Source organism: Campylobacter sp. 2014D-0258 (assembly GCF_008000495.1).
GTDB classification, from domain to species: Bacteria; Campylobacterota; Campylobacteria; order Campylobacterales; family Campylobacteraceae; genus Campylobacter_D; species Campylobacter_D jejuni.
In genome coordinates this window covers 56605-68418 of sequence record NZ_VOAR01000011.1, presented here as the reverse complement: position 1 = coordinate 68418, position 11814 = coordinate 56605, and the positions used below count along the sequence as shown (strand labels likewise).

The 11814-nt window shown below is 33.9% G+C and carries 20 protein-coding genes; 1 reads left to right on the top strand and 19 read right to left on the bottom strand.

The window, feature by feature from the left end; all coding sequences use genetic code 11:
* Position 1: 1 nt before the first annotated feature.
* On the bottom strand, positions 2 to 2104 hold the full coding sequence (gene topA, locus SR62_RS01310; protein WP_002892042.1) for a type I DNA topoisomerase: 2103 nt from the start codon (positions 2102 to 2104) through the stop codon (positions 2 to 4).
* Positions 2105 to 2298: 194 nt separating this feature from the next.
* Between topA and SR62_RS01305 the strand changes: the two genes are divergently transcribed.
* On the top strand, positions 2299 to 3570 hold the full coding sequence (locus tag SR62_RS01305) for an MFS transporter (protein ID WP_002892040.1): 1272 nt from the start codon (positions 2299 to 2301) through the stop codon (positions 3568 to 3570).
* Positions 3571 to 3593: 23 nt separating this feature from the next.
* Here the strand turns inward: SR62_RS01305 and secY are convergent, their stop codons facing one another.
* From secY to SR62_RS01215, 18 genes are all read right to left on the bottom strand, one after another.
* Positions 3594 to 4859, bottom strand: coding sequence for a preprotein translocase subunit SecY (gene secY / locus SR62_RS01300; protein WP_002860827.1), 1266 nt, complete (start codon positions 4857 to 4859; stop codon positions 3594 to 3596).
* Positions 4859 to 5251, bottom strand: a complete 393-nt coding sequence (rplO, locus tag SR62_RS01295; protein ID WP_002860828.1) for a 50S ribosomal protein L15 — start codon at positions 5249 to 5251, stop codon at positions 4859 to 4861. The genes secY and rplO overlap by 1 nt, the downstream gene beginning before the upstream one ends.
* Positions 5252 to 5255: 4 nt before the next feature.
* Complete coding sequence (gene rpsE, locus SR62_RS01290) at positions 5256 to 5699, bottom strand: 30S ribosomal protein S5 (RefSeq protein ID WP_002779428.1); 444 nt, start codon at positions 5697 to 5699, stop codon at positions 5256 to 5258.
* Positions 5700 to 5710: 11 nt separating this feature from the next.
* The gene (rplR, locus tag SR62_RS01285; protein WP_002855946.1) at positions 5711 to 6067 is read right to left on the bottom strand and encodes a 50S ribosomal protein L18; all 357 of its coding nucleotides are present in this window, start codon (positions 6065 to 6067) and stop codon (positions 5711 to 5713) included.
* A 9-nt stretch (positions 6068 to 6076) separates the two neighbouring features.
* Positions 6077 to 6613, bottom strand: a complete 537-nt coding sequence (gene rplF / locus SR62_RS01280) for a 50S ribosomal protein L6 (protein ID WP_002851302.1) — start codon at positions 6611 to 6613, stop codon at positions 6077 to 6079.
* A 78-nt stretch (positions 6614 to 6691) separates the two neighbouring features.
* Positions 6692 to 7087, bottom strand: a complete 396-nt coding sequence (gene rpsH, locus SR62_RS01275) for a 30S ribosomal protein S8 (protein ID WP_002851353.1) — start codon at positions 7085 to 7087, stop codon at positions 6692 to 6694.
* Between the two features lie 9 nt (positions 7088 to 7096).
* Complete coding sequence (locus SR62_RS01270) at positions 7097 to 7282, bottom strand: type Z 30S ribosomal protein S14 (RefSeq protein ID WP_002851478.1); 186 nt, start codon at positions 7280 to 7282, stop codon at positions 7097 to 7099.
* 1 nt (position 7283) lies between these two features.
* Positions 7284 to 7829 carry a 50S ribosomal protein L5 gene (rplE, locus tag SR62_RS01265; protein ID WP_002892038.1) on the bottom strand — a complete coding sequence of 182 codons (546 nt, stop codon included), beginning with the start codon at positions 7827 to 7829 and terminating at the stop codon, positions 7284 to 7286.
* A gap of 3 nt (positions 7830 to 7832) precedes the next feature.
* A complete protein-coding gene (rplX, locus tag SR62_RS01260; RefSeq protein WP_002779437.1) occupies positions 7833 to 8066 on the bottom strand; it encodes a 50S ribosomal protein L24 in 234 nt (77 codons plus the stop codon).
* Positions 8066 to 8434, bottom strand: coding sequence for a 50S ribosomal protein L14 (gene rplN, locus SR62_RS01255; protein ID WP_002779438.1), 369 nt, complete (start codon positions 8432 to 8434; stop codon positions 8066 to 8068). The genes rplX and rplN overlap by 1 nt, the downstream gene beginning before the upstream one ends.
* Positions 8434 to 8685 (bottom strand): 30S ribosomal protein S17, encoded by a 252-nt coding sequence (gene rpsQ, locus SR62_RS01250; protein ID WP_002851549.1) that lies wholly within the window; start codon positions 8683 to 8685, stop codon positions 8434 to 8436. Before rpsQ ends, rplN begins: the two co-directional genes overlap by 1 nt.
* Positions 8686 to 8694: 9 nt before the next feature.
* The gene (gene rpmC, locus SR62_RS01245; protein WP_002851566.1) at positions 8695 to 8880 is read right to left on the bottom strand and encodes a 50S ribosomal protein L29; all 186 of its coding nucleotides are present in this window, start codon (positions 8878 to 8880) and stop codon (positions 8695 to 8697) included.
* Positions 8867 to 9292 carry a 50S ribosomal protein L16 gene (rplP, locus tag SR62_RS01240; protein WP_002779441.1) on the bottom strand — a complete coding sequence of 142 codons (426 nt, stop codon included), beginning with the start codon at positions 9290 to 9292 and terminating at the stop codon, positions 8867 to 8869. The genes rpmC and rplP overlap by 14 nt, the downstream gene beginning before the upstream one ends.
* A 2-nt stretch (positions 9293 to 9294) precedes the next feature.
* On the bottom strand, positions 9295 to 9996 hold the full coding sequence (gene rpsC / locus SR62_RS01235) for a 30S ribosomal protein S3 (protein WP_002851138.1): 702 nt from the start codon (positions 9994 to 9996) through the stop codon (positions 9295 to 9297).
* Complete coding sequence (rplV, locus tag SR62_RS01230) at positions 9996 to 10406, bottom strand: 50S ribosomal protein L22 (RefSeq protein ID WP_002892034.1); 411 nt, start codon at positions 10404 to 10406, stop codon at positions 9996 to 9998. The genes rpsC and rplV overlap by 1 nt, the downstream gene beginning before the upstream one ends.
* Before the next feature lie 10 nt (positions 10407 to 10416).
* Complete coding sequence (rpsS, locus tag SR62_RS01225; RefSeq protein ID WP_002851509.1) at positions 10417 to 10698, bottom strand: 30S ribosomal protein S19; 282 nt, start codon at positions 10696 to 10698, stop codon at positions 10417 to 10419.
* Between the two features lies 1 nt (position 10699).
* The gene (rplB, locus tag SR62_RS01220; protein WP_002825501.1) at positions 10700 to 11530 is read right to left on the bottom strand and encodes a 50S ribosomal protein L2; all 831 of its coding nucleotides are present in this window, start codon (positions 11528 to 11530) and stop codon (positions 10700 to 10702) included.
* A 1-nt stretch (position 11531) separates the two neighbouring features.
* Positions 11532 to 11813 (bottom strand): 50S ribosomal protein L23, encoded by a 282-nt coding sequence (locus SR62_RS01215; RefSeq protein WP_002856384.1) that lies wholly within the window; start codon positions 11811 to 11813, stop codon positions 11532 to 11534.
* Between the last annotated feature and the right edge of the window lies 1 nt (position 11814).

Genomic DNA, 11814 nt, shown 5'->3' with positions numbered 1-11814 from the left:
TCTAATCCTTCATTTCTTTTTTGATTTTGCACTTTAAGCATTCTAGGAATGTACCTTTTTTAAGCTCTTTTATCACTAAAGTTTCGCCACACTCTTCGCATTTTTCTTCACTTGGTTTGTATTTGCTTATAAAATTGCATTTTGGATAAGCACTACAGCCATAAAATTTACCGCGTTTTGAAAAGCGTTCTACGATTTCACCTTTTTGACAACTTGGACAAGTAATACCTGTACCATTAGCTTTAGCTTTTGCGGCAGTATTTTCGCTTTCATTTTTACTTTCACTTTTTAAATTTCTTGAATACTTACATTTTGGGAAATTTAAACACGCTACAAATTCTCCAAAACGCCCTTTTCTAATAGCAAGCTCCCCGCCACAATCAGGACAACTTTCACCTAGTTTTGTGACAGTTTTTTGACTAGCAATTTTTGTTTTTCCTTCTTCGATTTTTCTCATAAAAGGATAGTAAAATTCTTTTAAAGTTTCTTGCCAGTCTGCCTTATCTTCAGCGATTTCATCTAAGGTGTTTTCAAGGTTTGAAGTAAATTTACTATCTACTATATCGCTAAAATTTTTCTCAAGCACTTCGGTTACATTAAAAGCAATTTCACTAGGAATGAGTTGTTTTTTGTCTATTTTTACATAATCACGACTTGTAAGTATAGAAATAGTTGGCGCATAAGTAGAAGGGCGACCTATGCCTAAACTTTCAAGTTTTTTTACAAGTCCTGCTTCTGAATACCTTGAAGGTGGTTCGGTAAAATGTGAGTTCATTTCTAAATTTTGTATTTTTAAATTTTCACCTATTTTAAAATTTGGTAAAATTTTATCCTTATCCATATCACCATAAACTTTATAATATCCATCAAAAAGGATTTTTCTACCGCTTATTTTAAAAAGTGCTCTATCATTTTTTACAAATACATTTTGAGTTTGAGAGATAGCAGGATTCATCTGACAGGCTAAAAAGCGATTGTAAATAAGTGTGTAAAGTTTTAACTCATCTTTGTCTAAAAATTTGGCCGCAATTTCTGGAGTAAAACTTAAATTTGTAGGGCGTATAGCTTCATGAGCTTCTTGAGCACCTTTAGCCTTTGTAGTATATACATTTGCTTTGCTTGGAAGATAGTCTTTGCCAAAATTTGTTTGTATGAATTTTCTTGCATTTTCTATAGCTTCTTTGGCTAAATTTAAACTATCGGTTCTCATGTAGGTAATAACCCCCATCACGCCTTCATGGGTATTTACTCCCTCATAGAGTTTTTGAGCTATCATCATGGTTTTTTTAGGGTTAAAACCAAGGCGATTGCTAGCACTTTGCTGCAAGGTTGAAGTCATAAAAGGGGGCGGCGGAGCGATTTTTCTTTCTTTACTTTCAATGTCGCTTATAGTATAAGCTTCATTTTTACAAGCCTCTAGTATAAGCTTAGCACGATCTTTGTTGGTAATGGTAAGTTTTTCTATTTTAGCTTTGTCAAACTCAACCAGTTCTGCATCTAAATCTTTTTGAAAAATCATATCAATACTAAAGTATTCTAGGGGTACAAAGGCACGAATTTCTTTTTCACGATCGACTATGATCTTTAAAGCCGCACTTTGAACACGCCCTGCGCTAAGCCCTCTTTGAATTTTTTGTCCCAATAAGGGGCTGAGTTTATATCCTACAATGCGATCTAAAAGGCGTCTAGCTTGCTGAGCATTTACAGAGTGCATATCTAATTTTCTTGGATTTTTTAAAGCATTTTCTATAGCGTTTTTAGTGATTTCATGAAAAACAATGCGTGGTAAGGTGTTTTCATCTTTTCCTATAGCTTTTGCAATATGATAGGCTATAGCCTCTCCTTCTCTATCCTCATCCGTTGCAAGATAAACTTCTTTGGCATCTTTGGCTTTGCTTTTAAGTTCTTTAACTAAGGCGCTATGATCACTTGTGATTCTATACTCAGGGATAAATTCATCATCTTCTATTTTAATCCCAAAGCTTGATTTAGGCAAATCTCTAATATGTCCTTTAGAAGCGATAACTTCATAATCTTTTCCCAAAAAATTTCCTATGGTTTTAGCTTTTGCAGGAGATTCTACTATGATTAAATTTTTCTTCATTTTGCACCCTTGTTAAATAAAAAGCTGAATTTAGCTAAAAATATTTAAAATTCTACTTATAAAATATATTTTAATCAAGCTAAAATATTTTAAAAACAAAACTATCATAACAAAATAAATAAAATATAATTTTAAGTAATTTTAAATACAAACCATAATTTTTAGAGTATAATAAAACAAAAAAGGCAAAAATTATGAATGGCAAAACTTATAAATTTCATCCAAATGACACGAAAATGGATAAAAAAATAATTCAAATTACTGAAAAGTCCGGATTTAAAGCGGCTGTGTTTTCTATGGCCGCTATGACTATGCTAGGAAGTGTGGTCATTTCATCTGCTCTGCCTGCTATCAACAGACATTTTGAAGAACTTTTAACCCAAAGTGGCGCTACTCTTGCTTCAAGTTTCACATTAGCTCATCTTGATATACTTGTTCGCTTAGTTTTAACCATCCCTGCTATTTTTGTTGTCATTTTATCTCCATTTGCTGGTATTTTAATGGATAAATTTGGCAAATTAAAATTCATTCTTCCAGCTATGGTGGTTTGGACTATTTCTGGAGTAAGTGGCTTTTTCTTAAATGATATTTATGCTATACTGACTTCAAGAGCTATTTTTGGTATGGCAACTGCTTTTATAATGACAGGCGCTTCGGCTTTACTTGGAGATTATTATAGTCGTGGTGGCTTTAATCGCAGAGAAAATGCTTTAAGTCTTCAAGGATTTTTTTGTGCGGTAGGGGGTGCTGTTTTTATTTCTATTGCAGGATTTGTTTCGAGTTATTCTTGGCGTTATCCTTTTTTAGTATATGGACTTGGAATTTTAATTACCTTAATGGCTATCATTTATCTTTTTGAACCTAGAAAATTTAAATTCTATAATCATACAAAAATAGAAGCAAAAACAAATTATTGGCAATTTTTCCCTATCTATTTTATAGGTTTTTTTATCATGGTAGTTTATTATATTTCGCCAACTCAACTTCCTTACTATATAGAAGAACATTTGGGATTGGATCCTAAATATATAGGTATTTCGATGTCTGTATCTGCACTATGTTATGGTTTTTTCTCTCTAAGCTATAGATATATTATAAAATTCTTAAGTATTAAAACTATCTATGTTTTAACTCTTTTTATCGTATCTTGTTCTTTTTTGCTGCTTTTTTTAGTAGATAGCTTTTTTACAGTTTTAATCGCCTTAGCTTTGCTTGGAATGGGTGGAGGCATTATGCTTGTAAATAATACGGCTTATCTTTTTTCAATCTGTCCTGAAAATGCTCGCGCTAGGGCTTATGGAATTTTAGCAAGTTGTATATTTTTAGGACAATTTTTAAGTCCTATTATCTCTCAACCTATCGTTAGACAAATGGGTCTTGTAGATGCTTTTTTAATATGGTCAATAGTAATTTTTATAGTATGCATTGTGTTTTTATTTTTAAAGCAAAAACCTAGGATAAATTAGCAAGAAAAATCTTGCTAATTTTATTACAAACCTACCGCACTTAAAGTTTGGTATTTACTCATATAAATTTGAGCTTCAATTTTTCTCATCGTATCAAGTGCTACTTGAACTACAATAAGTACGGAAGTACCGCCAAAATGAAAAGGCACACCCATAAATTTCACCAAAACCCAAGGCAAGGTTGCAACAAGTCCTAAATAAATAGAACCTGATAAAGTTAAACGAGAAGCCACTTCGTTAAGATAATTTGAAGTTCCTTCACCTGGACGAATTCCAGGGATAAAACCGCCTTGTTTTTTCAAATTTTCTGCTATATCTTTAGCGTTAAATACAATAGAAGCATAAAAATAAGCAAAGAAAATTACAAACAAGAAGGTTAAAACATGAAACAAATAACCATTTGGATTTAAAAAGTCATTAATGGCTTGTAGATAAGGATTTGTACTAGTTTGTAAAATTGTTGTTGGAAACATCAAAATCGCACTAGCAAAAATCGGTGGAATAACCCCACTAAGATTGAGTTTAATAGGAATATAATTCATAATGCGTTTGTTTTGATTTTGCATTACAACTTTACGAGAATAAGAAATAGGAATTCTTCTTTCTCCAAGTTCTACATAAATAATCACGCCTATGGTGATTAAAATCAAAGCAAAAATTGCAAAAGCGGTTAAGAAATTCATCTCGCCTGAATTGATTTGCCCTACAGTTCCTGAAATCGCTCTTGGAATACCTGAAACAATACCTGCAAAAATGATTAAAGAAATACCATTTCCTATACCTCTTTGTGTGATTTGTTCGCCAAGCCACATTAAAAGCATAGTTCCTGCAAGCATAGAAATAGCACAAAGTGCGATAAACATATTTAAATCTTCCACCATTATAGCCCCTGCACCACCACGACCGTGCAAGCTTTGCAAACCTATAGCAACGCCTATACTTTGAACCAAAGTAATCACAATAGTCGCATAACGGATAATTTGCATATATTTTTGCATACTATCACGCTCTTTTTTCATCTTACCAATATTTGGAAAAGTTGCTGCAAGAAGCTCCATAATAATAGAAGCAGTAATATAAGGCATAATACCTAAAGAAATGATAGAAAAGCGTTCAGCCGCTCCACCACTAAAAACATTAAATAAACCCAAAGCATTGTTTTGATTGTTATTAAAAAATTCCGCAATCACATCAGCATTGACGCCAGGAACTGGCACATAAGCCAGAACCCTATAAGCAAACAAAAATGCTAAGGTGATTAAAATCTTATTCGTCAATGCTCTATTCATTATTTTGATCCGGTGACGCTAATATTCTCGTCTTTGATTTTTGATACTAAGTCTTTTGCACTTGCACCAATTAATTTGATTTTATTCACAGATTTTGAAATTTTGTGAACACTTTTAACGCTCTCAAATGTAATTTCACTAAGCTCTTTTATAGCTGTGATTTTTTCAACATTGATCACATAAGGTTTTTGAATTTTAGAAGTAAAACCTACTTTTGGTAGTCTTCTTTGAAGCGGTTGTTGACCCCCTTCAAAACCTCTTTTTTCATTATAACCTTTTCTAGCAGTTTGACCTTTACCCCCTTTAGTAGCAGTCTTACCCATGCCAGAACCTTGACCACGGCCAATTCTTTTAGTTTTATGCGTTGAACCCGCTGCTTTTGTTAAATTCATCTTCTTATCCTTTTAACATTGTTAAAGCTTTGATTGTAGCACGAACCACATTAGCTGAATTATTTGAACCCAAAGACTTGGTTAAGATGTCTTTAATACCTGCAAGTTCCACGATAGGGCGTGTAGAACCACCTGCGATAACTCCTGTACCTTCACTAGCTGGTTTAAGTAAAATTCTACTTGCATTATATTTTACCTCTACATCGTGAGCGATAGTTGAGCCTTTAGTTTTAACTTCAACGATATTTTTAAACGCATCGTCAACAGCTTTACGGATAGCATCTGGAACTTCCTTAGCCTTACCATAACCAACACCTACTAAACCTTTGCGGTTTCCAACGATAACTAAAGCAGTAAATCTAAATCTTCTACCACCTTTAACAACCTTAGTAACTCTGCCGATATCGACGATTACTTCTTCAAATTCTTCTCTATTATATTTTTCCATCGATTTACCCCTTATAGCCTAATGCCATTTTCTCTTAAAGATTCAGCCAATGCTGCAATAACGCCATGATACACATAACCATTTCTATCAAAAACAGCTTGTTCTATCTTTTTAGCTTTTAAAATTTTAGCAAATTCAGCAGCGATTTTTTTAGCACCTTCTTTATTTGCTTTAACGCCAAGTTTGCGTCCATCAACTGCTGCTAAAGTTACAGCTTTTACATCATCAATCGCTTGGATATATAGAGTTCTGTTCGATTTAAATACAGAAATTCTTGGAAAATTTTCACAACCTGAAATTTTCGCTCTAATTCTTTTTTTTCTTTTGATTCTTAAAGTTAGTTTTCTTTTTAATACATTTGCTCTCATATTCTACCCTTACTTCTTAGATGTCTTACCAGCTTTGCGGATAATGCGTTCATCAGAATACTTAACGCCTTTTCCTTTATATGGCTCTGGTGGTCTAAATTCACGAATTTGAGCAGCAACTTGACCTACAACTTGTTTATCACTTCCTTTAACTGCAATAGTATTTTTATCCACTACAATTTCAATTCCTTCTGGAATATCATAATTAATAGGATGAGAAAAACCAAGGCTTAGTTCTAAAACTTTACCTTTTAAAGCTGCTTTATAACCAACTCCATTGATTTCAAGAGTTTTTGAAAAACCTTGAGTTAAACCTACAACGATATTGTAAGCTAAAGCTCTGTAAGTTCCCCAATAAGCTCTACTTTGTCTGTCTTCACCTTTTGGAGAAAAAAGAATATTATTATCTTTAATCTCAACATTTACATTTGCTTTAGTATCAAGTTCTTTTGCTAAATTTCCTTTTTTAAATTTAAGCAAATTTCCTTCTAATTTTACTTCTACTCCTGCTGGAATAGCAATCGGTTGTTTACCTATACGAGACATATTTTTCCTTTTTATTTGTCTAGGATATTTCTACTTTTTTAAAAGAATGGATACCCAATGCCATAAAAAGCAGATTTTTTACCAAATGGTACATAAAATTTCGCCGCCAACACCTGCTTTATAAGCTTCATCATTAGCTAAAACACCATGACTTGTGCTAACTACGATAGTACCATAACCATTTTTAAAACGCTTGATTTCATCTTTACCTTTATAAACACGACGACCAGGCTTAGAAATTCTTTTAAGCTCATTGATAACACTCTTACCTTTTTCATCGTATTTTAAAACTACATTGATAAATTTCTTTTTATCTTCTTCAATAACATTAAAACTCTCAATATAGCCCTTAGCTTGAAAAATTCCAACTAAAGCTTCTACAACTTTAGAATGTAAAAGCTTGGTTGTTTCAAGCTTTCTCATTCCTGCATTTCTGATACGAGTGAGTGAATCTGAAATAATATCATTTATCATATTTTATCCTTACCAACTTGCTTTCTTAAGACCTGGAATCAAACCTTCGTTGCCCATTTTTCTTAAGCAAACTCTACAAATTCCAAAATCTCTATAAACCGAATGCGGACGCCCACAAATTTGGCATCTTGTATAAGCTCTAACCTTAAATTTAGGCTTGCGTGCCGCTTTTGCAATCATTGATTTTTTAGCCATCTTACTTTCCTTTTGTAAATGGCACACCGATAAGTTCTAATAACTTTTGTGCCTGTTTGTCATTTTGTGCTGTTGTAACTATAGAAATGTTCATACCATGAGTTCTTAAAATTTTATCATACTCCACTTCTGGGAACATCAACTGCTCATCAAGACCGAAGTTGTAGTTTCCGTGTCCATCAAAACCATCTCTACTTAAACCTCTAAAGTCTTTCACCCTTGGCAAGGCAATAGAAATTAATTTATCAAGAAAAGCATACATATTTTCTTTTCTTAAAGTTACCATTACACCCACAGGAAAACCTTCGCGAACTTTAAATCCTGCAACTGATTTTTTAGCTTTAGTAATCACAGCCTTTTGTCCTGCAATTAAAGAAATAGTATCTGCAACATTTTGCAATACTTTTTGATCTTTAGCCAACTCACCAGCACCTACGCTAATAACTACTTTTTCGATCACAGGGATAAGCATAGGATTTTTGATATCAAATTCTTTAACCAATGCAGGTTTAATGCTTTGATTGTATTTTTCTTTTAATCTCATCATCGCTTACTCCTGAACTTTTGCCACATTGGAAATATCCATTGGCATTTCTTTATTGATAAAACCACCATTTGGGTTTTTCTCACTCGGCTTAATAGCTTTTTTAGCGATTTTACATCCTTCAACTACCACTTTAAGCGTTTTTGGATATACCGCTAAAACTTTACCTGTTTTACCTTTATCATCACCTGTGATAACCTTAACGCTATCACCTTTTTTGATTTTTAATTTAACCGCCATTATAATACCTCCGGTGCTAGTGAAACGATTTTCATAAAGCCACCATATCTAACTTCTCTGCCCACTGGCCCAAAGATACGAGTTCCGATAGGCTCTCTTTTGTTATCAAGAATAACTGCAGCATTTTCATCAAAACGAATCAAAGAACCATTATCTCTATGAATTTCTTTTTTAGTTCTAACGATAACCGCTTTTACCACTTGACCTTTTTTAACTTTTCCATTTGGTAAAGCTTTTTTAACAGATGCAACGATTACATCACCTACGGTAGCGTATCTTCTTTTGCTACCCCCTAAAACCTTGATACACATTAATTCTTTTGCACCGCTATTATCAGCAACTGCAAGTCTTGTAAAACTTTGAATCATTACTCAACTCCTGTAGCTAATACAGATTTTAAGCGAAATGATTTTCTTTTTGAAAGTGGTCTGCATTCTACTGCAACAACAGTATCACCAACTTTAACTTCATTTCTCTCATCATGAATTAGATATTTTTTAAAGCGTTTAACAATTTTTCTATATCTTGGATGAACCACTTTTCTTTCAACCAAAACACTTGCGGTTTTTTCACCAGCGATTTTAACAACAACGCCTTGAATTTCTCTTTTAAATGCCATTTTCTATCCTTATCTTAAAGCGTTAATTGCTGTATTTATTCTAGCAATGTCTTTTTTTACTTGGCTAATCTCTTTTGGATTAGTAAGTTGCATTGTTTTTAGCTTTTGTTTTAAAGTGAATAAAAGCACCTTTTTTTCTTTTAGCATTGTTGCAAGCTCAGCTGCTGTTTTATCTTTAATCTCAGTATATTTCATTTTGGCTCTCTCTTGTAACAAACTTAGTTTTAAATGGAAGTTTATGCATAGCTAAAGTCAATGCTTCTCTTGCCATTTCTTCGCTTACTCCTGCCATTTCATAAATGATACGGCCTGGTTTGATATTCATTACCCATTCTTCAACAGCACCTTTACCTTTACCCATACGAGTTTCTAAAGGTTTTTTTGTCAAAGGCTTATCTGGGAAAACTCTAATCCAAGTTTTTCCTTGTCTTTTAACAAAACGAGTTAAAGCGATACGCGCTGCTTCGATTTGGCGTGAGTTAATGCGTCCTGCTTCAGTTGCTTTTAATGCAAATTCACCAAAAGTAAATTCTGTTCCACGATTAGCATAACCTCTGTTACGCCCTTTCATCATTTTGCGATATTTAGTTCTTTTTGGCATTAACATGATTATTTACCCCTTCTTGTGCGTCTTGGCTTTTTAGCTGGAGCACTTTCTTCAGTTTTTTCAGGTTGCATACCTTTGTGCAATACTTCACCTTTAAAGATCCATACTTTAACCCCTATGTTTCCATAAGTAGTTCTAGCTTCTGCAAAACCATAATCGATTTTTGCTCTTAAAGTATGAAGTGGAACGCGTCCTTCAAGATACCATTCTGTTCTTGCCATTTCAGCACCGCCTAAACGACCAGAAACTGAAACTTTAATCCCTTTAGCACCTGCTTTTTGCGCACCTTGAATTACTTTTTTCATCGCTCTTCTAAAAGCAATTCTTTTTTCAAGTTGAGTTGCAACACTTTCAGCAGCAAGTTGAGCTGAAGCTCCTGCTTTTCTTTCTTCTTTGATATTGATATTTACATCTTTACCGATTAAATCTTGCAATTCTTTTCTTAAATTATCAACATCACTACCTTTTTTACCGATGATGATACCTGGTCTTGCAGCAACTACAGTAACGCGAAGTTTTTTAGCAGTTCTTTCTACTAAAATTTGACTAATTCCTGCGTAATAAAGTTTTCTTTTTAAGAAAGCTCTGATTTTGTAATCTTCACCGATATTTTCTACTAAATTTGCTTTAGTTGGAAACCATCTTGATTCCCAGTTTCTATTGATTCCTAGTCTTAGACCAATTGGATTAACTTTTTGTCCCATTAGCTTTCCTTTTTCGCTGTTGCTTTTTTAGTGCTTGTTGTTTTTTTAGCTGGAGCTTTTTTAGCTACTGTTTTTTTCTCTTCAGCTTTCACTTCTGCTTTTGCCACTTCTACTAAAATATGTGAAGTTGGTTTTCTAATACGACTTGCACTTCCTCTAGCTCTTGGTCTAAATCTTTTTAATACCGCAGCTGCGTCAACACGACAACTTTTTACAACCACTTCGTTTGCTTCAAAGCCACCATTTGCTACTGCACTTGAAATTGCATTTGCGATGTATTTTGCACCTTTATTTGGCATAAATTTTAAACTAGCCATAGCTAATTCTGCATTCATCCCCTGAACTTCTCTAGCAATCAATCTTGCTTTAGTTGGAGATAATCTTATGAATTTAATTAATGCTTTACTCATATCTTATCCCTTACTTACCAATTTTCTTTTGCACAGAGCCTTTATGCCCTTTGAATGTGCGTGTTGGAGCAAATTCACCAAGTTTATAACCGATGTGATTTTCAGTAATATAAACCGGAATGAAGCTTTTACCATTATGAACATTAAATGTAAGTCCTATCATATCAGGAGTAATTGTGCTTCTTCTTGACCAAGTTTTAATTGGTTTATTATCATTAGCCTTTTTAGCAGCGATGACTTTTTTCATTACATGATCATCAACAAAAGGACCTTTTTTTAGTGATCTAGCCATCTTACTTTCCTTTTCTTCTTGAAATTATTAGCTTATCGCTAGCTTTTTTACGACGAGTTTTCGCACCTTTGGTTGGTTTACCCCATGGAGTTACTGGATGACGGCCTGAATTTTTCTTACCTTCACCCCCACCGTGCGGGTGATCTACTGGGTTCATTGCAGAACCACGAGTTTGCGGGCGGATACCTCTATGGCGATTTCTACCTGCTTTACCGATAGTTACATTAGCCCATTCTTCATTTCCAACTTCACCGATACTTGCCATACATTCAGCTAAAACTTGTCTCATTTCGCCACTTGCAAGTCTTAAAATAACATATTTTTCTTCTTTACCCATAAGTTGTGCGTAAGCACCTGCAGAACGGATCATTTGACCGCCTTTACCTGGTTTTAACTCAACATTATGAACAATAGTACCCACAGGAATGTTTTTAAGTTTCATTGCATTACCTGGTTTAATATCAAGTCCGCTTTCAGCAGCTGCAACGATATCGCCAACACTTAATCCACGTGGTTGAAGAATATATCTTTTTTCCCCATCTTTATAAGCAATCAAAGCAATTCTACAATTTCTGTATGGATCATACTCGATCGCTTCTACTTTACCTTCTATACCGAATTTACGACGTTTAAAATCAATAATTCTGTAAAGTTTTTTAGCACCCGCTTCTTTATGACGACTTGTAATTCTTCCATAGCTGTTACGACCCGCGTGTGCTGGAAGTTTAACAAGTAGTGAGCGTACACTTGGTTTAGCTGTAATATCTTCAGAACTTAAACCTGTGATATATCTTCTACTTGGAGTATATGGTTTATAAGTTTTAATTGCCATCTTAAGCCTCCGTATTTTCTAAGCTAACACCTTCAGGTAGCTTAACATAGAATTTTTTGTAATCGTTTCTTTGACCTAAACGACCTCTAAAACGCTTAACTTTTCCATCCATTCTTAAAGAATTGATGCTTTTTGGAGTTACACCAAAATACTCTTTTAAAACCGCTTTTAAGCCTGTTTTAGTCATCTTTGGTGAAGTTTGAATAACTACGACACCTTGCTCTTGCAAATTCAAACTTTTTTCTGTGTAAAGTATAGTCTTTATATCAGTAATATCTGCCATA

Bases quoted from the DNA above. Each gene is read 5' to 3' on its own strand.
- topA (WP_002892042.1), bottom strand. From the start codon at position 2,104: ATGAAGAAAAATTTAATCATAGTAGAATCTCCTGCAAAAGCTAAAACC.
- SR62_RS01305 (WP_002892040.1), top strand. From the start codon at position 2,299: ATGAATGGCAAAACTTATAAATTTCATCCAAATGACACGAAAATGGAT.
- secY (WP_002860827.1), bottom strand. From the start codon at position 4,859: ATGAATAGAGCATTGACGAATAAGATTTTAATCACCTTAGCATTTTTG.
- rplO (WP_002860828.1), bottom strand. From the start codon at position 5,251: ATGAATTTAACAAAAGCAGCGGGTTCAACGCATAAAACTAAAAGAATT.
- rpsE (WP_002779428.1), bottom strand. From the start codon at position 5,699: ATGGAAAAATATAATAGAGAAGAATTTGAAGAAGTAATCGTCGATATC.
- rplR (WP_002855946.1), bottom strand. From the start codon at position 6,067: ATGAGAGCAAATGTATTAAAAAGAAAACTAACTTTAAGAATCAAAAGA.
- rplF (WP_002851302.1), bottom strand. From the start codon at position 6,613: ATGTCTCGTATAGGTAAACAACCGATTGCTATTCCAGCAGGAGTAGAA.
- rpsH (WP_002851353.1), bottom strand. From the start codon at position 7,087: ATGATAAATGATATTATTTCAGATTCACTCACTCGTATCAGAAATGCA.
- SR62_RS01270 (WP_002851478.1), bottom strand. From the start codon at position 7,282: ATGGCTAAAAAATCAATGATTGCAAAAGCGGCACGCAAGCCTAAATTT.
- rplE (WP_002892038.1), bottom strand. From the start codon at position 7,829: ATGATGAGATTAAAAGAAAAATACAATCAAAGCATTAAACCTGCATTG.
- rplX (WP_002779437.1), bottom strand. From the start codon at position 8,066: ATGGCGGTTAAATTAAAAATCAAAAAAGGTGATAGCGTTAAGGTTATC.
- rplN (WP_002779438.1), bottom strand. From the start codon at position 8,434: ATGATTCAAAGTTTTACAAGACTTGCAGTTGCTGATAATAGCGGTGCA.
- rpsQ (WP_002851549.1), bottom strand. From the start codon at position 8,685: ATGGCATTTAAAAGAGAAATTCAAGGCGTTGTTGTTAAAATCGCTGGT.
- rpmC (WP_002851566.1), bottom strand. From the start codon at position 8,880: ATGAAATATACTGAGATTAAAGATAAAACAGCAGCTGAGCTTGCAACA.
- rplP (WP_002779441.1), bottom strand. From the start codon at position 9,292: ATGTTAATGCCAAAAAGAACTAAATATCGCAAAATGATGAAAGGGCGT.
- rpsC (WP_002851138.1), bottom strand. From the start codon at position 9,996: ATGGGACAAAAAGTTAATCCAATTGGTCTAAGACTAGGAATCAATAGA.
- rplV (WP_002892034.1), bottom strand. From the start codon at position 10,406: ATGAGTAAAGCATTAATTAAATTCATAAGATTATCTCCAACTAAAGCA.
- rpsS (WP_002851509.1), bottom strand. From the start codon at position 10,698: ATGGCTAGATCACTAAAAAAAGGTCCTTTTGTTGATGATCATGTAATG.
- rplB (WP_002825501.1), bottom strand. From the start codon at position 11,530: ATGGCAATTAAAACTTATAAACCATATACTCCAAGTAGAAGATATATC.
- SR62_RS01215 (WP_002856384.1), bottom strand. From the start codon at position 11,813: ATGGCAGATATTACTGATATAAAGACTATACTTTACACAGAAAAAAGT.